Origin of the sequence: Alginatibacterium sediminis (genome assembly GCF_003610775.1) — a bacterium.
GTDB lineage: Bacteria > Pseudomonadota > Gammaproteobacteria > Enterobacterales > Celerinatantimonadaceae > Alginatibacterium > Alginatibacterium sediminis.
This window is the reverse complement of record NZ_RAQO01000006.1, coordinates 165,301-187,349: the sequence shown is the minus strand read 5'-3', so window position 1 is coordinate 187,349 and position 22,049 is coordinate 165,301. Positions and strand designations below refer to the sequence as shown.

Below are 22,049 nucleotides of genomic sequence, written 5' to 3'. Positions count from 1 at the left end.
GCGATACACAGCGTTTATGTCAGGGCCAGCGATGCTAGCCCTATTCTCTCTTTACGGCTTAAGCGATTACATCTCTTCTTACTGCTTGGCCAGGCATGGCATCCATATGTAGTTCTGCGTTCTCAATTAACGCAATTCCATTAACAATGAGATGTTTAATACCTGTAGAAAGCGCATTCGGCTTGGTGAATGTTGCAACATCTTTGACTTCATCAAGTTTAAATATTGCCAAATCGGCGTCTTTACCAACCTGCACTCGTCCCTTTTGTTTCATTTGCGGGATAGCATCTTCAAGGATGCGACAGGCGTTCAAACTGGTACGTTCCATCGCTTCAACCAAGCTAATAGCTTTGTATTCGTTAACGTATTTATTCACAAAACGTGAAAAACATGCAATTGAACGCGGATGGGCAAATGCATCAGCAGGAATTGGCCAGATATCACCTTCAATTAATTTACCTTTGCTATCCATCCATGGCATAGCATCGGACGCAATTGCTGCTCCAGGAAATAGCACTGAGCGGTCCATTTTATGACGATCGTCTTTACTTTCATCTGGCTTCAAGAAATGCATCACAACAATAGAGCCAGGCGCAGAAGTTTGAAGTTCAGTGATTTTTTCTTGTTTTAATGCCTTGCCATTCATTTCCATGTAGCTTGCGCTTGGAACTCCCCATCGCTCCGTCCAGTCTTCACCTCGAAATACTTCGGCACCAACAGCTGATGAACCAGCACCGTAGGGATAAGCTTCGGTGGTGATCGCTAATCCGTTATCAATAGAACTTTGAACTAGGTCAGCACAGTCTTCGATATCTTGAACCGACGTACTATTTAGGTGGCAGATATGCATATGAGCCCCTGTGGTTGCCGACAAGCTAATCAATTCTTGATAGGCCTCAAAACTCGACTGAGGTTCAGCAGAATTCAAATAGCGGATATGGGTGTAAGTTGGAACCTCGTAACGCTTAGCCAGCTTTGCCAGCTCGTAATACTCTTTATGCCCATAGCCTGGGGCATAACCCGCGTTGATACCGACTCCTAAACCACCTTCTTTTAGACCTTGTTCAACACTAGCCAGGATCTCTTTTAATTCACTTTTAGTCGCTAAACTGTTTTGCCAATTTTTCAACGAAAATGCGTTTTGAAACCAAACTATTGTGCCATCCGCCGGAGCTACATCTTTTTCTTTTGCCATCACCCTAGCGTATGTCCAAGCAACTGAAGCCCCATAGTTGATAGGTCGACCTTCTTTGGCACAGTCGTCATAGAATTTTGCGATTGGTAACAATCCTGACTCCATTTCCAAGGCCGTTGTTACCCCGTCAAAAGCTTGGGCTCTGGCAGCTGGAACTTGCTGGCCATGTGCGTGCATATCAATAAACCCTGGAGCGACAACCAATCCAGAAGCATCGATTACCTTATTGCCTTGTAGTTTTTGGTTGGTAATTGCTGCAATTCGATTACCTTTAATTCCAACATTACGAACGGCATCCAAGTTGGTTTCGGGATCTATAACCCGCCCATTCTCAATGACGGTATCAAACGGCCCCTTCTCATTTGGCAACAATACTAAATTGTCGGTATTTAGCTTTTCAGCCGATGCATGTAAAACACTCGCAAATGGTAACGCTGCAGCGCCAACAGCAAGTTTTGTGAGGGTCGAACGCTTAGAATGATCTACAGTCTCGGTAGAACTATAAGTTGAATTGGTGCCTGTTTTCATGTGAGTTCCTCTGTCGTTTATTGAATTGCAGCTGCACACTTTCTTCATCGCGCAGCGCTGATTGCGTCATGTAAAACAACAATCGATTCGTTCATGTACAGCTTTAGCCAATGCTCAAAAACTATGACTCAGAGCAAACTGTCTACTTACAAGCGATTGTTATTAACTGGGGAGTATAATAATCATCAAACTGACATAAACTAACTCGCAGATGCAGGATCGAACCCTGCAAAAGATCAAAATACCAATATCGCATTTAAGATTTTAATTCCGGTTTATTCTCAACAGACTTAGCACTACAACAATAATCTAAGGGCTAAATTAAACCCGTAGTAGTTACAGGCTTATATGACCGTATTATCAAAATATGCAGGACGCGGCCCTGCATATGCGATTACAAACGAGGTGATGACAGAGATTAAGATGGGGCTATCAAACAACAAATGACTTACGAATAGAGGCACATCATGTCAGCACCTAGAAAAAACAAACTACTTATCCTTGGTTCCGCGCTTGCTGTATCTTCAGTAATGGGAAACGCCGCATCAACGCCAAACACAACTCAGGACATCTTAAAGCAATACATGGCTGTACCTGGCGCAAACGTGACTCTGCCAGTATCGGCTGTAAAGGATGGCTTCAGTCACGAGTTTGCTGAAGCGGCCCACAACGAGTTTAACAACTTCCACTACCAAATGGGGGGCGATCACGCTCTGTATTACAATTCGCGATTGAGTGAAATGTTAGGCACAGCTGTAGCATACCCAGCTTCAAATAATCGACAGTTAGAAATTAACTTAGACCCTAGAATTGGCCAAGTTCGCTTTGATACAACAAACAGCGGCAACATTGCACTGGACGACTATGTTCTTCACCCAAATCACCGTGTACAAGGTGTAATGATGATACACAAAGGAGAAATAGTGTATCAAGCATTCCCGGGCATGAATCCAAGTGACAAACACGTATGGATGTCAGCAGCTAAAGCAACTGTTGGTTTAGTCATCGCGCAACTGGTGGAAGAAGGTAAAGTTGACCTCGATACATCAATAAGTAATTACGTTCCTGAGCTTAAAGGCAGTAATTGGGACGATGTCTCGGTAAAAAATGCACTAAACATGGCAACGGGTTTACAACTAGAGGAGACGCTTGAATCCATACTAGATCCAGAGTCAATAATTGTCCGATTTTTTTCAGCTGAATTTGGTCAAGCTGCACCTGGAAGTGACAAGATTGAGAACTGGTTAGACGTTGTAAAACAAGCCCAGAAAATTGACGGAGAACAACCCGGCGAAGTTAACCGCTATAGCTCTGCAACCACCACTGTACTTAACTACATGGCAGAGCTTATTGAAAACAAACCATGGACCGACATTTTTGAACAAAGAGTGTGGGGGAAACTTGGTGCTGATAAAGGAATAGAATTCAATTTAACACCAGAAGGTACTGCGGTTGCTCATGGCCTAGTCTCTACAACCTTAGAAGATATGGCCAAGTTTGGAACCTTATTTACACCGAGCTGGGACAAAGTTGCTGACGAAGAAATTGTGAGCGCATCAATTATGAACATCATTTATGACAGCGCAAACCCAGATAAAGTCTTTAAGAAAGGTGGAAAATATCAGGGTCTAGTCGGAGATTTTATTGACGCTCCAAAAACCAATAGCTTCCAGTTCGATGCAGTTTTCGCAGATGGTGCCTTGTATAAACATGGCAATCTAGGACAAGGCATCTATATCGACCCGCAACGCGATTTTGTTGGTGTTTATTTTTCAACCAATCCATATATTGCCCCTTACGGCGAAGACAAAATGGCAGGATTCATGCGAGAAGCGGCCAAACTTGTCACTCAATAAACCAAAGCAAAGGATATAAAGCGCCCATTTTGTGCTTTGTATCCTTGATTCCTTTATGCGATGAGCGCTGCCCAAGGCTCTGAAAATTCGCTCATTTAAGCCAAGTTTAGATATTGACCAACTTAACAAAACGCGGAACCAAGATGCTCTCTGTCCTTCAACAAAATAAACATGATGAAGTGTTAAGCTTTGCTGACAAGCTTCATCAGTCTGGCTGTGCTCCCTATGCTGTAGGTCTGTACACCGATAAATACGCAACTAATCTCGGACTGGATATATCTATTGATGTAACGCCAACTAAAATAAATACCCTATTCGAAGGCCCGACTCAAAAGCTTGTAATGCAACACAAAACGCCACCTTCTGTAAACTTACGTCAAATGAGTCAAAGCCTTAGAGACTTAATTAATAACCAAGGTGTTCGGCAAGCACCATCTTACCCATGGCCCATTTTGTGTATTGCCAACCTATTGCTTCCTCCTTGCTACCTCATGCTCGTCGGAAGTACGTATTTAGCTGTCGGAATTTCTGTCCTACTTGGATTCATCACTTGGCTTGGACAAATACTTTTGCGCGATGACCGCTCTATTATGCTTGAGTTTATCGTATCCTTGTGCGCTAGCTTCATGGTAGGCGTATTGGCTAGTCAGGTCTCGCAACTCCCAGTGTTAGCGCTGTGTATATCTTCTATCGTGTTATTTATTCCGGGCTTAACCGTAACCAACGCTTTGTCCAGTTTAGCGTTAAACGATTTTCGCTCTGGTATGGAGTTAGGTGCACAAAGTGCCTTAATCGTGTTGAAAATATTCATTGGCGTCATTCTTGGTTTAAGCCTTTCCGACCTAGTGGTGGGAACCCTCCCCGTAACTCCATTTATCAACGAAATAGCATTACCACTTCATATATTGGCATTGGTGGGTATATCTGTGGGTATTGGGCTAATTTTCAATGCCAGCGTAATCGATATCTTAATAGGGCTACCCGCAGCGGCGATCGGTATGTGGGGACCGCACTGGTTTACCTCAGACTGGGTTGTGGGCACATGGATAAGCACCATTTTAATAACCTTGTATGGTATTTTTGTTGGACGACTTCGCCAGGTACCGGCTCCAGTCTATGTTTTACAGGGTATTATTATACTCGTTCCGGGAAGCCGCATCATTGTCGGTGCAAGTGAATCCTATTTCGCTACTGCAATTTTACCTATTCCAAACATAGGGCTTTCGGCGCTGTTAATGTTTAGCGCCATTGTTGCAGGACAAATCATGGTTTATTCAATTTTTAGCGAGCGTTTTTTTGCTCAAAAGCTGCTGAAATAAACACAAAGCGGCTAAGTGTTAGCCGCTAATACTTTTAACCCGATTGACGTATGACTCAATGGCCTTAATAACTGACTTTTTAATACCAACAACTTGTTTGGCGTGCGGACACCACAAGGCAATCCCAAACTTCATCCCTTCTTTTAACTCATCAACTGTAATTGGCTCAATATTGGCATTTCCATAAACAGAATCGGTCAGGGCTTTGGGTAGCCAAGCCCAGCCAAGATCAGCTTCGACCATTTTTATCACCAAGGCTAGTTGATCAACTTCTTCGTGCTCTGCTGAAACTAACAATTTACCTTTCATATCTTCATCAGCAAATGACTTGAGTAGAAACTGCCGGGTATTTCTAAGGCCAAGCAATACTTCGTCCGATGACTGTTTGGACAATGACGACCCCTTTTTAACAAAAGGGACGAATTCGATATGCCCCAAGAATGTCGAATCAAAACTATGCATTGCCGTACTATCATGAACGTTTACCGCTCCGAAATGAAACTCACCACTTTGTATACCCTGTTTAATTTCGGACTTATTTCTAACTAAGTAATTCACTCGCATCATCGGAAAGTCTAGAGATAGCTGGGTTCGAATCTCAGACATGACGCCAGGGGGAACCATGCTTGGATAGGCGAAATTAATGCTTTCCATACCGCCAAAAGAAAGGCTTAGCGCGACTTTGTCGAAAACCCGAGCTTGTTCGAGGGCCTGCTTAGCATAGTGATATAGTAGATGGCCATCTTCAGTTGGGATAACAGCCCGCCCGACCCGCTCAAAAAGCGTGACTGCCAATTGATCTTCTAAATTAGTCACGACTTGTCCGATCGTTGTGCGATGTTTGCCTAACTTCGCAGCTGCCTTACTAAACGAAAGCTGTTCGAATACGGTCACAAACGCCAGTAGTTGTTCTAAGCTAAAATTCATTCTCTACCCTGCCTCAAAAATTGATATAGCTTCGCCAAAGCAAAGCTGCCTGCAGTTGATGGACTTGATCCTTCATAAGCGATTTATCGTTGCATACCTTCCACTATATTCTAAACCTACGCCTAAACCTATCGAACAAAGTGATGATGTGATGCCGCATGAACTAGTTATTGGAGACGTTTATCTCAGCCCGTATTTGCTGGTATTCGTTCTATCCTACCTAATGACAAGCCTGACCAATTGGGTAATAGCCATGACCGGGACTCATCAATACTTTGCGGCCCCTGCACTAGCGCAGTTAAGCCTTCTGATTATTTTTGGCAGTCTAGTTAGCCATTTTATGACTCTTGTTTAAGCGAGCGCACCTATGAAAATACGATATTTAACCACCAGTGCTTTGGTGTTCATTGCTTGCTACTTACTGCTAATTCAGTATCAAGGCTATAAGGCTAACCCATGGACTCGAGACGCGCAGGTGCGTGCTCATATTGTAGAGATTACACCTCAGGTTACTGGGCAAGTCATCAGGGTGTTAATCGATGACAATCAACGAGTACAAAAAGGTGATTTGCTATTCGAAATTGATAGTAGTGTTTACGAAACAAAATATCGAAAACTCCAAGCGGCTGTTCGTCAAGCACAAGTTCAGCTAGACAAAGCAAGTAACGAATCGCAACGCGCGCAAAGCCTTGAGAAAAGAACCCCAAGTTCAGTATCACAATTAAACCTAAATAATCTTAGCAACGCCGTCAAAGCGGCCAGCGCAAATCTACAAGCTCAGCAAGCTGGTGCGAAAGAAGCGCAACTTAATCTTCAATTTACCAAGATCTATGCCCCCGTTGACGGTTTCATTACCAATCTACGTCTGAGAAAAGGATCACAAGTTGTTGCCAATACGCCGGTGGTCGCACTAATCGATGAGCATAGCTTTTGGGTTGAAGGTTTTTTTAAAGAAACTGAACTCAGAGCAGTTACCATCCATGACCGCGCACAAGTAACTCTGCTTATGCACAATGATTTAGTACTCGAAGCAGAGGTGAGCAGCATCGGTTATGGCATAGCTAAGCAAGATGGTGCTACCGGTAATGACTTACTCCCAAATGTGAATCCGAACTTCCAATGGATACGTTTAGCTCAACGAATTCCACTAAAGATAAGCTTGCGTGACCTCCCCGAGTCACTGCAGCTTCGCGTTGGCATGAGCGCTTCGGTTAAGATTTTTGGCCCGTCAGTTAAGCCCTAGAGCGAGAATTACACATGCTAAGTCACTACAATAAAGAAGCAATAAAAGTAGGCTTATCGGTTTCGCTAGCCCTATCAATCGCACTATGGTTTGGCTGGGACAAACCCTACTGGGCGGTTATCTGTGTGTTTATTATAGCGGCCAGTGAAAGCTATAATCACGCACTCAGAAAAGGGCAAAATAGGTTAATCGGCACCCTCATTGGCTGCGCTTTTGCAATATTATTAATCAGTCATTTGTCTCAAGACCATTTGCTTTTTCTTATCAGTTACGCCGGGTTCCTAGCTTTTTGTGTCTATTTCTCGTCGCATAAACGCTATGGGTACGCATTTACCATTGCTGCGGTAGTGTGCGCAATAATAGCCAGTATCGGTGGTTTCGAAAGTGCCAAAATTTTTGACATTACAGTACTTCGAATTCAGGAAACGATATTGGGGATGCTGGTGTACAGCGCTGTTTTTCGTATCGTTTGGCCGCAAAAAACTGAAGACATTTTTTTTGATTTACTGTCTACGACCTTCGCCCAGCTAAGGCAAAACCATGCATTAATTCTAGATTACGGAACTAGTGCTGAGCTAACTTCAGTAAGAAGCGATCTCGGAAAGCTTAGCATGACTATGGATTTACCTTTGAATGATAGCTTCCGCTTACGCCATGAGAAACGCAATTGGCGGCTAGTAATTATAGCCATGCAGCAATTAGACTACTTACAAAGCTTATTTATCGAAGACAAGCTCGAGGACCTGTCCTTACTCACTACTGGACAATTGCGAATACTTGAGAGCATTGAATCGATAAAAAGTAAGCCACAAGCGCTTAGCGATTGGCTTATGATAGATTGTCTACACTACCCCTTGCCTAAACAAAGTCAGTCTAGTTTTTCAATATCCAACGCCAAGCGGCTCAAGAATGTTGCGAAAGCGCTTGGTATATTGCTCACGTGTTTTGCCATCTGGATCTATCTTCCACTACCTGGCGACTTTATTTTTCCAATGATTGCGTCCATTTTTGCCAGCGTCTTAGTTACCTTACCTGATAACGCCCTCAAACATGCCGCTGTAGGTTGCTTGCTCTGGGGTACTTTGTTCCTAGCCCAGTATGTTTTCGTGTTACCGATCTTCACCGAACTATGGCAGTTGGCCGGGCTTTATTTTTTGAACGCTATTATTATTTGGAAGGTCTGTGAAGCGCCATCGATGGGGATTCAAAAAGTATTAGCAGGTAATCTTAGTGTTGTTTTGTGTATGAGCGCTCTACAAATTACGCCCAGCTACAATATTGAAATGCCAATCAGTATGCTGATGTTAGTATTCGTTTGTCTAAGCGTTGCCAGTTTTTACACCAAGCTATTTCAAGACCGTAAAGCTTTTTAGTCGTCTTAGGCCTAGGTCACTTCCACATCTATGAGTAAGCGGTGAAGCACATAGTTTTCCACCGCTTGCCATGCTAGTTCATATTAACAACACGTACATTGCAATGCGCTGCTGTAGCTAAGTTTATCTGTATGCAAAGCCTAACAAGAAAAAATTAGATTAGTCTATTTCGAATCTGGATTACCACCGCTTCAGCCACAATAACGACAACAAAAATACTTACCAATATCATCGATACCTTCTGCCACTCAAAAAGGTTTTGCGCATCGTTAAGAACGACTCCGATCCCCCCGGCACCAACTAAGCCTAATACCGCTGATTCGCGTACATTAATGTCCCAACGAAACAACACAATTGAGTAAAAAGCCGGCATGACTTGAGGCCAATATCCTTTCACCAAAATGCTGCCCCACGACGCACCTGTAGCCCGTAGCGCTTCGATAGTGCCCATGTTTACTTCGGCTATCGCTTCAGCTAATAGCTTACCGACAAATCCAATACTGCGAATCGCAATCGCCATAATTCCTGCAAGAACGCCGGGACCAAACAAAGCGATAAACAACAAGGCCCATACTAGTGAGTTGACTGATCGCGATGACACTAAAAAGAATTGGGCTATCCAGTTCAGGGTTTTACTTGGGGTGATATTTGGCGCATTAAGCAGTGCTAATGGAATCGCCAGAACCAAGGTAAATAGAGTGCCTAAGGTTGCAATATGCAAAGTCTCAATCATGGCCCCATGAATACTGATAGGGTAAGAGGTGTAGTCAAGTGGCACCATTCGCTCAAACATATCCATAAATTGCGAGGGGGCGTCGTATAAAAACTCAGGTATTACTTCTACGGTTTGCCAAGACCAAACAATCGCAGATACAAGACACAGGTATACCGCAAATCGGGCTAAACGTTCGCTAAAGGTAAAACGTTGCCACTGCTCGTCTATCATTTGCGTTGTCATCAGAAAACTCTCCTAACGATATTGGATAAGAACTCGCCAACTAAAATTAGCGCAATGATCGTCATTAGAATTGCGGCAACAAAATCATAATCAAAGCGTTGAAAAGCCGAGAATAAAGTTCCGCCAATACCACCAGCCCCAACAATGCCAACCATGGTTGAATTCCTTAAATTTGAATCCAACTGATAGCTTGCAAAGCCTATGAAACGGGTGAAAACCTGTGGCATAACCGCATACACGATCACGCTGACAAAACTTGCCCCGGTTGCGCGTATCGCCTCTACTTGTTTGAACGAAATCTCTTCAATTGCCTCAGCAAACAACTTGGCGATAAAGCCGATGGATGCGAACACTAAGGTCAAAATTCCCGCTAAGGCGCCAAACCCGACTGCCTTAACAAACAAAATGGCAATAATCACCGGGTGGAATGAGCGGCACAATGCGATAAAACCTCGCACCGGAATTGATACGATTGAAGGCATTAGATTGCGCGCTGCTAGTAGCCCTAAAAACAAGGAGATAACAATGCCAAAAAAACTTGAGATAATGGCAATCTGCAGACTTTCGGCAATCCCACTCAACAATAATCCACTACGCGAAAAATCCGGTGGAAACATGCGCGATAAAAGTCTGTCACTTTCACCAAAACCGATGAGCAATCGCTCGAAGGTTAATCCCAAGGTTGAGAAGCTATAAATAAGGTAAGCGACAATCACAGCAATAATCGCTCGACTAGTCCAAGACGATTTAAACGGGTTTTCGGTTTTTGATGGCAAGCCCTGAGTTAATCCAGCCATGATTCGCCCCCATAGATGATTTTAAGGTCTTCCTCGGTAATCCCTTCCGGACTGCCGTCGTAATGAACCTTGCCATCGCTCATTCCGATAATTCGCTTCGCGTAACGCTTGGCCAAGTTCACATCATGGATATTAACCAGCACAGGAATATTCTTCTGCTTGGCAAAGGTTTCCATAAGCTCCATAATTTCAACCGCTGTTTTTGGATCAAGCGAAGAGGTTGGTTCATCTGCGAGTAAAATATAGGGGTCTTGCATAACAGCGCGCGCAATACCCACCCGCTGTCGTTGTCCGCCGGAAAGACTATCAGCACGTTGGTTGGCAAAATCTTGTAAGCCAACAAAGTTTAAAAGCTCAAAGGCTTTAGCTAGATCATCCGAGCCATATTGCCGACGCCATGCTTTCCAAGAGCTCATGTAACCCAGTCGCCCACACATCACGTTTTCCAACACCGTTAAACGCTCAACTAAGTTGTATTCTTGAAAAACCATACCAATGTGACGGCGTTGTTTTCGAAGCGCTTGCCCTTTTAATTGGGTTAAATCTAATCCGCCAAATAATATTTCACCTTGGCTTGGGTCATTCAGTCGATTAATACAGCGTAACAAGGTGCTTTTACCGGTGCCGGAAGGACCAATAATGGCGATAATGCCTTGCTCTGAAATATCAATGTTAATGTCTTTAAGGATTGGCTTGCCAGCCACATATTCATGATAAAGATGATTTATCTTTAATCCATCATAGCTTTCTACGGCCATACTGCATTTCCTTGTGCAATCTAAGGTGTTCAATGCCCTACTCATGAGAGCATTGAATCACTTGTCACTTTATTTGAGAGTTCGTTTTGATTTGGACTGCAAGTTGTCCGTAAATCGAGGACTACTGCGTCGCCGCTTGCTTAGCCAGCTCGGCTGCTTTTTTCTTAGCGCGTTTGGCTGCATCTTTTTCAGCTAGTTTCTTCAAACCAGATTTAGTGTACGCCGTACCCGTCGCATGAGCGATGTCGCGAATAACAGCCCATTCTTCTTGGTAAGTAATCGGTGAGAAACGATCAGCGCCCTTAAATGATGCACTCATTTCCTCTGTAAATCGGTAGCTGAAAAATGCTTCTTCGATTTTCGCAGCTAGTTCTGGTTTCAGGTTATGAGCATAACCAAAGGCCGAGGTTGGGAAGCGCGGACTGCGGTATATTATTTCAAGTACAGAACCATCAACACGACCAGCAGCAACCATACGATCATAAACATCAGAAGCTACGGGAGCCGCATCATAATCGCCATTAAACACTCCTAAAATAGACTGATCATGCTTACCTGAATAAAGCACTTTATAATCTTCGTCAGGAACTAGGCCCAAATCTGGGAACAATGCGCGCGGTGCTAAGTTACCAGAATTTGATGATGCAGACGTGTGGGCAATTTTCTTCCCTTTAAGGTCTTCCATCGTCTTAATGCCACTGTCTTTACGAACAATCGTAATTAGGTTGTAGCCTTGAAAGCCTGACTCGTCGCCTTTAACAGCAATTGGAACATAGCCGGCTAGGTTGACGGCATAGCCAGTAGGTCCAGTAGAGAATCCAGCGACATGCAATCGACCAGATCGCATCGCTTCAACCTGTGCAGAGTTCGAATGAACGGTGTAGTAGATAACGCGCTTTCCGGTAACTTTACTTAAATGCGCTTGAAAGTCTGCAAATGCGTCTTTATATAAGGCTGGGTCTTCGACAGGTGTGTAGGTGAACACCAGCGTACTCGGGTCTATCCACTCTTCTGAGTCTTTGGGAGCATCAGCGACCATATCTTGGTTCTCATCGCAATATCTATCGTCTAAAACGCCGCGGCTTTCACAGTCACTTGCGATAGCCATCGTTGGTAGTAGAAATGAGCTAGCGATTAACAATCCTTTAACACTAATTTTCATCTTGAAACCTTATCGTTACTTTTATTGGAAGTCAGCCTTTGATTGCACGCTTTATGCCACGATTAATATGTATACATTTCAAATGGTTATATTCCAGCCCTCATCTTTATAAAACATTTGGGTCAGATGTGACCACGGCGAAAGACTAAATTTGGGTCACAACTGTCCACCCCATTCTTTCGACAAAAAAGAGCCCTAAGGCTCTTTGATACGTCTGAATGACACAGTTAAGTCTGCTTTTCCATACAATTTGCGTAATAAGTCACGGTTGCAGGCCAATCACTAAAGACACCTAGCACGCCCACATCTTTAGCGAGTACGTCTAGCACAGTCATCATGTCTCCATCATTATTGATAGCTTGCTTGACGCTTTGGTAATACCAACCACCACCTTGATCCAACGGACCCGATCGCTCTAAAGTCCAGGCAATCATGTCAATGCCAGCAGCTTTAGCTAATTTCGCATAGTTTGAGGCAACAATTTCATTGCTATCATTAAGTTCAACGAGCGCAAACAACGGAGGAGCAATGATTTTCACGCCCACATCGCTCAGCTCTTTCATATTTTCTGCACTTGCTGAAAATTTGCTTGGATCATAAACCCGATCATCAAGGTAGACCGCTTGCTTTCCAAATTCAGGCGCAGCTTTAAGCCAATATTTCACGTCATCTAGATTGAAAGACTGAAGGTAGGTATCTTCGGGTTCAAATCCAGCTGCCTTAAGTTCGTCGACTAGCTTTTGAGCATACATTGCCTGGGTAAACCCATTAAATGGCATCTCAACTGTTGCTGATTTTAGCTCCGGGGTTACTTTCACGCCGTGGGCCTTAAATAATTCTGCACTTTGTGCATGCGTCATCAAGGTTCCACTTTGGCTATATAAGTCCGTGCGCCAGCCCGCGGTGCCGTCCATGTATTCTTCAACGCTTGTGGCTTTGGGGTTAGCACCGTCCATTTTTCCTTTTAAGGTTTGGAACTCAGCTAAGGTGAAGTCGGAGGTTCGGCATTCGGCCTTGGCATCTTCCCCGGTTTCAAGGTTTGCAGGTGTAAATGGAATAGTACATTTTTGGGCAAGTTCGGGATGCGCTAACACGTCCGTAGTTGTATGAAGGTCACTTTGAGAATGTCGACAAACTAATTGTTTATCTTTGGTAAACGTAACATCACATTCAACGATACCCGCACCCATTTGTATCGCCGCTAAATAAGACTCTTTGGTATGTTCTGGGAACTGCATGGCGGCCCCGCGGTGCCCGATAGAAAAATCACTGCGATGAAAAGGCCCTTCGCTACAACTTAACAAGCTTGTTTTAAGAGGCCCTTCATCCATGTTGTTTACCACAAATAGTGGGCGAGGCCCCAAATTTGCGGAGGCCTGATCCGCGTACGATGATATTGAAATCCCCCCTAATACCAACGCAACCGTTCCTTTAAAGATTTGCTTCATTTTGTATCCCCTTGCACAAGCAATTTGTCTGCTACTTTCCATAGTTGGGCTAACTCGGCTATTCTCGACAACGATACAAACGAGCGGCTAGTCATTGAGTTAGTTAAATGTGAACGTATGTCACAAGCACTGGATTGCACGCTCTATGCCAACAAAAATAAGATAATATATACAAGGTGTTACAGAGTTTCATCGTCCTTAGGTCAAGTGGATGGGTCATTACTGTCTTAGTCCTGCATCATGGATATAGAATAATAAAACAACCTTATTACGTCTTGAAGTTTTCTTTGTCCAATTGATGTTTCTTCATTTTTCGATACAAGGTTTTACGCGGAATATTGAGTTTGCTAGACACTTTATTAATATTGCCAGCCGTTACGATTAGTGCTTCGGTAAGAACATTTCTTTCATAGTGTTCCATTTGCGCTTCAAAGGCGAAGTCTTCGGCGCTTGGTTCACCACTTGGTGAGTTCAAATTAAAACCATCGCCAATTATCCCAAGTAGAAACCGCTCTGCGACATTACGCAGCTCACGCACATTGCCTGGCCACTGGTGACGGCTTAGTTGCTGGATTTGCTCAGGATAGATCGTCGATGGTCGCGTTTTGTATTTGAGACCAGCTTGTACGACAAAGTGGCGAAATAACATTTGAATATCTTCTTTGCGCTGACGCAGCGCCGGTAAGCTTACACTGGCAATATTTAGCCGATAGAATAAATCAGCTCTAAACTCACCGCTTTCACTCATAGCAACTAAATCAGCTTTTGTAGCTGCCACAACCACAATATCAACTGGGATCAGTTCATTACCCCCGACTCGTTCAATCACCCGTTCTTGAATCACTCGAAGCAGTTTGATTTGAACACTAATAGGCATGCTTTCAATTTCATCAAGAAACAATGTCCCCCCATTAGCTTGCTCAATCTTTCCAATGCGCAGCTTATTAGCACTAGTAAACGACCCAGCCTCATGACCAAATAGTTCACTTTCAATAATGCTCTGCGTCATTCCTCCGCAATTTATGGCCACAAAAGGTTTCATTTTACGAGGACTAAACTGATGAAGTGAGCGAGCAATAACCTCTTTTCCAGTCCCTGTTTCGCCGTTGATAATGGTGTCTACGCCGGTATGTGCCAAGGCCAATACTTGCTGGCGAACCGCATCCATGGACTTAGACTGGCCGATTATGACTGACTCTATTTCATGCTCAATGGATTTATCGCTTTGTATCAGCGTGCTTTGGTTTTGCTGGCTTTGCGTCAATGCGAGATTCAACTTTTCCGTCAAAAGCCCAGTATTGAGCGGTTTTTCAAGAAAATCGAAAGCACCTAGCTTCATGGCTTCAATAGCCATGGGTATATCACCATGGCCACTCATCAATAAAACCGGAACATTGGCTACTCGGTGTTGGATTAATCCAAGTAAGGACAATCCATCAATTTTAGGCATGCGGACATCGCACAGTACCACTGACTGACAGTTCGGCTTCAATGACTTCAAACCCGCATTGGGATCGGTGAAACAACTCACCGAAAACCCCTCAAGTTCAAGCATTTCACTCACCGCCTCAACCACATCTGTTTCGTCATCAATAAGTACAATGTGTTTAGCTAATGTCATGCGCGAGCGCCTTTTTGTAAAGTAACGATAAATTCTGTTCCTTGATGCTCTAAGGACTCAACGTGTATTGAACCGCCGAAGTCCTTAATGATGTTATAGGCAATGGACAATCCAAGCCCAAGCCCCTTTCCACTGACCTTTCGAGTATAAAATGGGTCAAACAGATGAGGAATGTCTTCTTCGGGGATGCCTAAGCCGTTATCCAAAACCGATATTTTAACCTGTGACTGCGATTCCTTTATCGAAATACTGATTTGGGGTTGCGGGCTATTTTCTACCGCATCTAAGGCATTACTGATGAGATTCACCAGCACTTGCTCTAATCGAATACTATTGGCTCGTACTGCATAGTTAGCATGCTTACTGTAATTGATACGCACGTTGTTGCGCCTCGTATCAAAGAGATCAATCGCGTCGCTTATGATTGCATTGAGCTCCACAGATTCAATTTTCCCATCACTTTTGCGCGCAAAAGCCCTCAGATGTCGAGTTATCGCAGCAACCTTTTCGAGCAATACTTCTATTTTTTGTATATTTAGTGCCGCTTTATCGGATCGCCCCTTTTCAAGCCAAAGTTGTGCGCTTCGAATATGACTATTTACCGCTGTAAGCGGTTGATTTATCTCATGGGTAAACCCGACACTAAGCTGCCCTAATGCCGCTAGTTTTCCGGCTTGGACTAGTTCATTTTGTGTAATACGAAGCCTTGATTCAGCTAGGGTGCGTTCTTCAACTTCGGCTTCCAGCTTCATATTGGTTTGCTTCACCACCTTAGCCGTGCTTTGGAAGACTTTGAGATACTTAGCCATTTGAGTCACTTCATCTTCACCACGTATAAGTACCTGCGTATCCAAGTGCCCGGTAGAGATGGCAAACATATTGTCTTTAAGTTGTAGTAAACGCTCTAGAATGTTCTTACGTACATAAAACCAAGAAATCGCTGCGGCGGTAAGCACGCTGAATATAGATAAGAACAAGGATAATCGTTGATTAGAAAACAAAGACTGCTGTGCTTTGACAATCGATAGGTCAATATCACTGTTGACCTTAGCGGTATGGCTTTGAACCTGAACGGTTAGTTGATTTAGATGTTCGCGACTGTTTTGCAGTAAATATTGTTCTTGGTAGCGATAATCCAAGGCTTTGTTTTTCATCGCATACAGGCTACTTGAGCTTGACGCTAGATTATAAATAACGCTTAGTTGACGGTCCAATTCAACAAAATCGCCAGCTTGACCGCTGTCTTGCCAAAGCTTCCACCACTGTTCACCGACTTGCTCTAGGCGCGAGCTGGTGTAATCAAGCTCATTAAAACTTGAATCATTGTAGAGTTTTTCGACCAAGCCCAATTGATAGTACAAAAATGACTTTAACTGCGGATATTGGATTCTGTCTTTACTGACTTGTGGTAATCCATCTAGGGAAAGGCTCGCTTGTTGTAACAAGGGGTAAAATCCCTCGAGTAAGTTCTTAAGCTCTTTGTTTAGCTGTTCTGATTCGACTTCACTTTGATATAAAAGACTTAAGCTGTTGCTAACTTGGGCAATAAGATCCTTAAAATAAGAATGATATTCTGGAAACTGAACCATAATCTCATCCATCACTTCAATGGCGGTATCAATCTGCGCAATCGCCTGATTTCGTTCAAGGTTAGATTCAGCTTCAGTGAGTTCAGATGACGCGGTAATAATAAGCCGCACCATGTCATTAAGCCTAGCGGCTTGCTTAAGTGCAGGTATTTCACTTTCTTTGAGTTCAACAAGACGCTGATTTAGCCCGCTAAAGGTAAATGATGAAACCAATGATAAAAACAGTGTTGTCATCGAAAGCATGGTTAAAGCCAATACCAGCCTAAGCTCAATACCTTTCCAACCGAAGCGCTTTTTGCGTGTTAGCGGGCTGGATTTAGACTGTACTGACCGAGTTACGCCTGAACGAAACGCTTGATAAGCCTCACCTACCACACGCATCTCCTTTTATTTCGATGACCTGATATTCAGAATGACGAAATACAAGCCCCGCCATTTAACAAGCCAAACAAAATAACACAACATTCGAGCAACAAAACAATGCGTACCTTGATTTGAGATAGCAGACACATAGTTGAGTCTTTAACTTTAAATGGGAACTGATTCTAAGGGGTATTGAATGGACTTTGAGACCAACGCTATTAACGCGCAGACTAACGCTGCGCTAGCCTAGGTTTACAATTCGCAGTTTAACATCAAGATAAGGCAAACCACATCGAAACAATATGCCGTTCACAATGAACAAGTTGCAGGTCTAGATTACGGGTTTGTTGCTGATGGTAAAGGAGACTATAAGCCGGTTGAAGTGACTAAAACCATGGCTTATACCATGCCATCAAGTCACTGCATTGGTCTATGTTTCGACAATTGTTGGTCAGGTGTGCATGGTGCATGCTTATTTGCCTTTTAGCAACATTCGCCAAAAAATAAAACACGTCTATTTAAAGCGCTCCAGCTTTGGCCTAGCGCGTGGCTTATGGCTTAGCCGTCATTTGCACTATAGAAAGGTAGCGCTTAGGGTAGCCACTTTTGAAGTAATTAGTTTCAGTGACACCAAAGTGTTTTTTAGACGAGGAACTATGGATAAAGTGCAAACTATCTTTACTTATTTTTGTGATAATTCCAGCATGCCCTGGTTTTCGAATGTTGGGGTCGGTTCCGGTAAATATAATCAAATCACCAACCTGTGCATGCTCAAAATCAACGCGCTTGGAGTAAAGCTTGGGGTAATTAGCTGTTGTTCGAGGAATAGAGATATCAAATTTGTGATATACAAATTGAATGAATCCCGAACAATCGAATCCCTTAGGAGAGGTCCCGCCCCAAACATAATCAGTCCCAATGTAATCTCTTGCAAAATCAATCATCTGCTGCGTTTGAGAATGGCTAGATTGCCCTACTTCACTTCGACCAGCTTCCATCACGCTTGGTGCAACGCTACTTGCAGAACAAGCACTGGATAAACCTAACAATGATAGCGCTAGAATTGAGCGATAGCAGTGCTTAGACAGCACTCTTACAGGCATCGATAAGCCATTCATTTAATCTTCCTGATAGGTAAACGTTATACAAATGAGAATATTTCGCAGAACAACTTAAAAGAAAAGCGCAGGCTTCGCAAGTTTTGGGCACTTAGCTTTAAGCTTTGGAATCTTTTCTGTATCGGGTTATGGCCATTCAACTTTTTCTAAATAGTATACCAAACAGCAATACTTGAGCCCACAGACTTAAGAACACTTCGCTTTTTAGCATGTAAAACTCTAGCTTTTCGCTACTTAAAAATGACTAAAACCAACGTTGAGAAAGACCTCAAATAGCAGATTGAATAAGCTCTCCTTTTACGAGATCAATTTCGACTAGGCTAAGTTTGTCATCTCTAAATAATGCGAAACGAATCCGATTTTCTTCCCATTTCAATTGGGAAATTCGTATGCTTAAGCTTTGACTGAGGTTATGCACCACTGCAAGGTCAACACTTGGCTCTTTCGAGCGCAATATCGTGTACGCCAAATCACTGACGGCCGGATTATCTGGTGCATAACCTTGCAGTAAATCAACAGACTGCTGAGTTACTATTTGCTGTTCAAAATTTTGTTGCCCGTCTACAGTATAACTAATATCCACGGATCCGAGGACTGCCCGCGTGTGACTGTTAGTCATACGCTCCAAAGGGCCTTCCATGGGGTTTTTGCATGGTGTCGATAGAGGATCTAAGACATGCTCACCACGGACATGCCAAACCAAATCCAGTTGTTTTACCCGTGGATTGTCTATTGAATTAAACTCAATCGCTACATCACCCAACCACAATATTCTGCGTGTAAATACAACGCCTTTATAAGCATCTTCGTCCCACTGCACTATGGTATGACTATCGACTTTAAGCGGCTTATCATTCCAATCACTTGTAGTATCTAGCCAAGTATAGTCCTTGGTTTGTCGATAAGCGTTTACCTTTGGAGTAGCGGGTGCTTGATTACTTTGCCCTACCGCAAGGGTATTGTGGGTCAAGGTGTTTTTATAATAACCGTAATGCAGCTCGGCGCCGTAACCAGTCGTACCTAGGTCTGGAAGAATTTCTTTACCGTTACGAGTTAGAATGAGACCAAGTCGGTCATAGTGATCATGCTCGCCACCATAGCTCGAATGCTTTAATAGCAGCATGTTGTTCTCTAGTGGTTCATGCATAATCGTAATGCCTGAGACCGGCGCATGCATCGAGTTGCAACTGAGCAAGTTTAGCTCTGGCAATGTCTCTACACCATACAACAAGGCATGAATATTATTGCGCTCTGAATGTTGATAGATATTTGTTAAAGCTGAAGCGAACAACGGATCGTTAAACTCACGATATGCAAATTCAAACAAATGACTATGACTGAGCTTTTCTTGGCCAGCGATGCAATCATTTAATCTCGGAAAATCTCCAGTATTCATTAAGAGCTTAAGTGGAAAAGCCAGCATTGTATAAAAGTTGGGGTGGGATTTTAGTGAGTGAGTGGTTTTACAGGCCATCAGTTCAAAATTAAGCAGCGCCTGAAGTGCATAATAGTGATAATGAATGGAGCCTTCAAACCATAAGCCCTCCCCCTTAACGCCATGCTCTAACTGATAAACTAATCCATAGTTAGAATGAACTGCAAAATCAACATAAAGCGGCTCGTCTAAAACTAAACCGATCACGCCAATTGTCGCTGATATTTTCATCTCGTGATTGTGCAACTGATCGCTGCGATGCTTCATTAAAAACTTTGCTCCCTCTTTAAGCAATCGTTGTTCAATATACAACTGTTGCTCAAGGCTTAGCTCATCTTTAATAAAATCATACCCTTTAGCAAAATCAAGATTACAATTGGCTTCACAGAGTGTTTGAGCATTGGCTTTACCTGGACCATTATAAGGAATACCGCCGTGCTCTTCGTAGTCAGGGTAGAATTCTGCATAGCCGAGTAAAATATCTTTTACTTTATCTAAGTACTGTTGGTCTTGGGTCAGTTGCCAAAGCAGGCCAAGGTCATTACACGCTTTAGAATTTAGTCCGTTTAGCCATCGCCACCATGCTCCGTCATAGGGTTCACCTTTTAAGACTTCGCCATCAACAGGACATACATGTTCGTGTTCTCGATAGCGATTCCATATTAAACGCACACCATGCTCTGGACAAAAATAGTATAGATTCCAGGTAGCCCTTGCATCGGGTGGGATTAATATTTCGCTGTTCATTACAACTTGATTGTCATCAATAATCTGCTTGATGAGGTGAGTACTGGCTCTGTGGCGGATACTTGCCATTTCTTGCGGGGTAAACTGCAACATACGTGAAGACCTATATTTTATGATGTGAATGGCTAAATTTGAAATAGCGCTTAGCATTTAAATAACAGATGTTTTCGACCAGTTGCGTTAGCAAATCCGCATCATTTGGAATTTCTCCTTTGTCCGCCCATTCACCAATGAAGTTGCACAGGATTCGTCTAAAATATTCATGCCGTGAAAACGATAAGACACTGCGTGAGTCGGTCAACATTCCAATGAATCGACCTAAACAACCAAGATTAGCTAAATCTTGTAGCTGTTGTTCCATGCCAGATTTATGATCGTTAAACCACCACGCTGACCCTAATTGAATTTTTCCCGGTGAGCAGTCGCTATCCTGAAAGGCACCCAAAATAGACCCCAGCACGACGCTATCTTTAGGATTTACGCTATATAAAATAGTTTGTGGAAGTTGTCTTTTTTCATCAAGCATACTTAATAGTAAGCTTAAGTTATTGGCAATAGTCTTGTCGTTTATTACACTAAAACCTGCCCCGCTCCCCAGACTATTCAGCCGCCGTACATTTACATTAGTCAACACTCCAACATGGATCTGCATCGACCATCCATACTTATGATAGGCCTTGCCTAAAACTCTAAAAACTGCGGTTTTGAACTGAGCAATTTCTAATTGAGTAAGCAACTCAAAGCTCTGTATTTTAGCCATTATGTAGTCTAGACGCTTAGGTAAACAAAGAGCGAAATCTACAATCTTGAGTCCTAAGTCCGACAAGCAACAGCCAGTGTCTGCGAAGTATTGAACTCGACTGAGCATCGCCTGAGCATAACTTTCAAAATCTGTAATTGGGATTTCAGTGACTTGCTCTAACTGGCGTAGCACTTGATTAAAACCAACTGCATTTTCTATATCAAACAAGCTATCAGCACGAAATGTTGGTAGAACCTGAACTTTAAAATCTGACACAGATAACTTTCGATGATACGCAAGATCGCTGAGAGGATCATCGGTGGTACATAGAGTGTCGACTTTACTCGATAATAAAAGCTGCTGAATCGAATGCGAGTCTAATTGCAGCAACCGATTACAGTGCTCCCAAATTGCATCACAATTTTCCGGTTTGATGACCAGGTCTAAGTCGAAATAGGTTTTAAGTTCTAAATGGCACCAATGGTAGAGCGGATTACCAAGTAAATAAGGCATAGTCTCGCACCACATTTGAAACTTTTTATAATCACTTGCATCGCCAGTAATATAGCGTTCTTCTACGCCATTACTACGCAACGCTCTCCAAAAATAGTGGTCACTGCTTAGCCATGCTTCAGTGATCGACTGATATTTTTGATTTTCAAAGATTGCTTTCGCATCAAGGTGATTGTGATAATCAATAATAGGCAATTGGCAGGCAATATTATGATATAAACCTCTGGCCGTTTCGCCTTGGAGCAAAAAGTTTGAATTGATAAATGGTGTCATAGTCGGCAGGCTCTTTGAGAATTTGTTCTGGAAATCACCCTTTCGACAGATGATTTTAAAAACATTCGTTTGCTAAAAAGAGGA

At 43.1% G+C, this 22,049-nt stretch carries 17 protein-coding genes; 5 read left to right on the top strand and 12 right to left on the bottom strand.

Annotation, left to right across the window (positions count from 1 at the left end):
- Window positions 1-58: 58 nt before the first annotated feature.
- Window positions 59-1,723 (bottom strand): amidohydrolase family protein, encoded by a 1,665-nt coding sequence (locus tag DBZ36_RS11660; RefSeq protein ID WP_120355128.1) that lies wholly within the window; start codon window positions 1,721-1,723, stop codon window positions 59-61.
- Window positions 1,724-2,190: 467 nt separating this feature from the next.
- On the opposite strand from DBZ36_RS11660, the gene DBZ36_RS11655 reads away from it, so the two are divergent.
- Both DBZ36_RS11655 and DBZ36_RS11650 read left to right on the top strand, forming a co-directional pair.
- On the top strand, window positions 2,191-3,579 hold the full coding sequence (locus DBZ36_RS11655; protein WP_120355127.1) for a serine hydrolase domain-containing protein: 1,389 nt from the start codon (window positions 2,191-2,193) through the stop codon (window positions 3,577-3,579).
- Window positions 3,580-3,722: 143 nt separating this feature from the next.
- Window positions 3,723-4,898, top strand: a complete 1,176-nt coding sequence (locus DBZ36_RS11650; protein ID WP_120355126.1) for a threonine/serine exporter family protein — start codon at window positions 3,723-3,725, stop codon at window positions 4,896-4,898.
- Window positions 4,899-4,916: 18 nt separating this feature from the next.
- Here the strand turns inward: DBZ36_RS11650 and DBZ36_RS11645 are convergent, their stop codons facing one another.
- Entirely contained in the window at window positions 4,917-5,825 is a 909-nt protein-coding gene (locus DBZ36_RS11645; protein WP_120355125.1) for a LysR family transcriptional regulator, read from the bottom strand.
- Between the two features lie 58 nt (window positions 5,826-5,883).
- Here DBZ36_RS11645 and DBZ36_RS11640 point away from each other — a divergent pair, with 58 nt between their 5' ends.
- From DBZ36_RS11640 to DBZ36_RS11630, 3 genes are read left to right on the top strand one after another with little or no spacing between them, the layout of a single operon-like run.
- Window positions 5,884-6,180, top strand: a complete 297-nt coding sequence (locus DBZ36_RS11640) for a DUF1656 domain-containing protein (RefSeq protein WP_120355124.1) — start codon at window positions 5,884-5,886, stop codon at window positions 6,178-6,180.
- A gap of 12 nt (window positions 6,181-6,192) precedes the next feature.
- The gene (locus DBZ36_RS11635; RefSeq protein ID WP_120355123.1) at window positions 6,193-7,068 is read left to right on the top strand and encodes an HlyD family secretion protein; all 876 of its coding nucleotides are present in this window, start codon (window positions 6,193-6,195) and stop codon (window positions 7,066-7,068) included.
- 14 nt (window positions 7,069-7,082) lie between these two features.
- On the top strand, window positions 7,083-8,441 hold the full coding sequence (locus DBZ36_RS11630) for an FUSC family protein (RefSeq protein ID WP_120355122.1): 1,359 nt from the start codon (window positions 7,083-7,085) through the stop codon (window positions 8,439-8,441).
- 154 nt (window positions 8,442-8,595) lie between these two features.
- Here the strand turns inward: DBZ36_RS11630 and phnE (DBZ36_RS11625) are convergent, their stop codons facing one another.
- The 10 genes from phnE (DBZ36_RS11625) to uxaC form a co-directional block, all read right to left on the bottom strand.
- Complete coding sequence (gene phnE / locus DBZ36_RS11625) at window positions 8,596-9,399, bottom strand: phosphonate ABC transporter, permease protein PhnE (RefSeq protein WP_120355121.1); 804 nt, start codon at window positions 9,397-9,399, stop codon at window positions 8,596-8,598.
- The gene (gene phnE, locus DBZ36_RS11620; RefSeq protein WP_120355120.1) at window positions 9,399-10,196 is read right to left on the bottom strand and encodes a phosphonate ABC transporter, permease protein PhnE; all 798 of its coding nucleotides are present in this window, start codon (window positions 10,194-10,196) and stop codon (window positions 9,399-9,401) included. The genes phnE (DBZ36_RS11625) and phnE (DBZ36_RS11620) overlap by 1 nt, the downstream gene beginning before the upstream one ends.
- Window positions 10,184-10,954, bottom strand: a complete 771-nt coding sequence (phnC, locus tag DBZ36_RS11615; protein WP_120355119.1) for a phosphonate ABC transporter ATP-binding protein — start codon at window positions 10,952-10,954, stop codon at window positions 10,184-10,186. Before phnC ends, phnE (DBZ36_RS11620) begins: the two co-directional genes overlap by 13 nt.
- A 121-nt stretch (window positions 10,955-11,075) precedes the next feature.
- Window positions 11,076-12,116, bottom strand: a complete 1,041-nt coding sequence (gene phnD / locus DBZ36_RS11610) for a phosphate/phosphite/phosphonate ABC transporter substrate-binding protein (RefSeq protein ID WP_120355118.1) — start codon at window positions 12,114-12,116, stop codon at window positions 11,076-11,078.
- Window positions 12,117-12,343: 227 nt separating this feature from the next.
- Entirely contained in the window at window positions 12,344-13,564 is a 1,221-nt protein-coding gene (locus DBZ36_RS11605) for a glycerophosphodiester phosphodiesterase family protein (RefSeq protein ID WP_120355117.1), read from the bottom strand.
- Window positions 13,565-13,832: 268 nt separating this feature from the next.
- Window positions 13,833-15,185, bottom strand: a complete 1,353-nt coding sequence (locus DBZ36_RS11600) for a sigma-54-dependent transcriptional regulator (protein WP_120355116.1) — start codon at window positions 15,183-15,185, stop codon at window positions 13,833-13,835.
- On the bottom strand, window positions 15,182-17,149 hold the full coding sequence (locus tag DBZ36_RS11595; RefSeq protein WP_233558129.1) for an ATP-binding protein: 1,968 nt from the start codon (window positions 17,147-17,149) through the stop codon (window positions 15,182-15,184). The genes DBZ36_RS11600 and DBZ36_RS11595 overlap by 4 nt, the downstream gene beginning before the upstream one ends.
- A 539-nt stretch (window positions 17,150-17,688) precedes the next feature.
- On the bottom strand, window positions 17,689-18,255 hold the full coding sequence (locus DBZ36_RS11590) for a C40 family peptidase (RefSeq protein ID WP_233558128.1): 567 nt from the start codon (window positions 18,253-18,255) through the stop codon (window positions 17,689-17,691).
- A gap of 268 nt (window positions 18,256-18,523) precedes the next feature.
- Window positions 18,524-20,530, bottom strand: a complete 2,007-nt coding sequence (locus DBZ36_RS11585) for a heparinase II/III domain-containing protein (protein ID WP_120355114.1) — start codon at window positions 20,528-20,530, stop codon at window positions 18,524-18,526.
- A 10-nt stretch (window positions 20,531-20,540) separates the two neighbouring features.
- On the bottom strand, window positions 20,541-21,965 hold the full coding sequence (gene uxaC / locus DBZ36_RS11580; RefSeq protein ID WP_120355113.1) for a glucuronate isomerase: 1,425 nt from the start codon (window positions 21,963-21,965) through the stop codon (window positions 20,541-20,543).
- Window positions 21,966-22,049 lie beyond the last annotated feature (84 nt).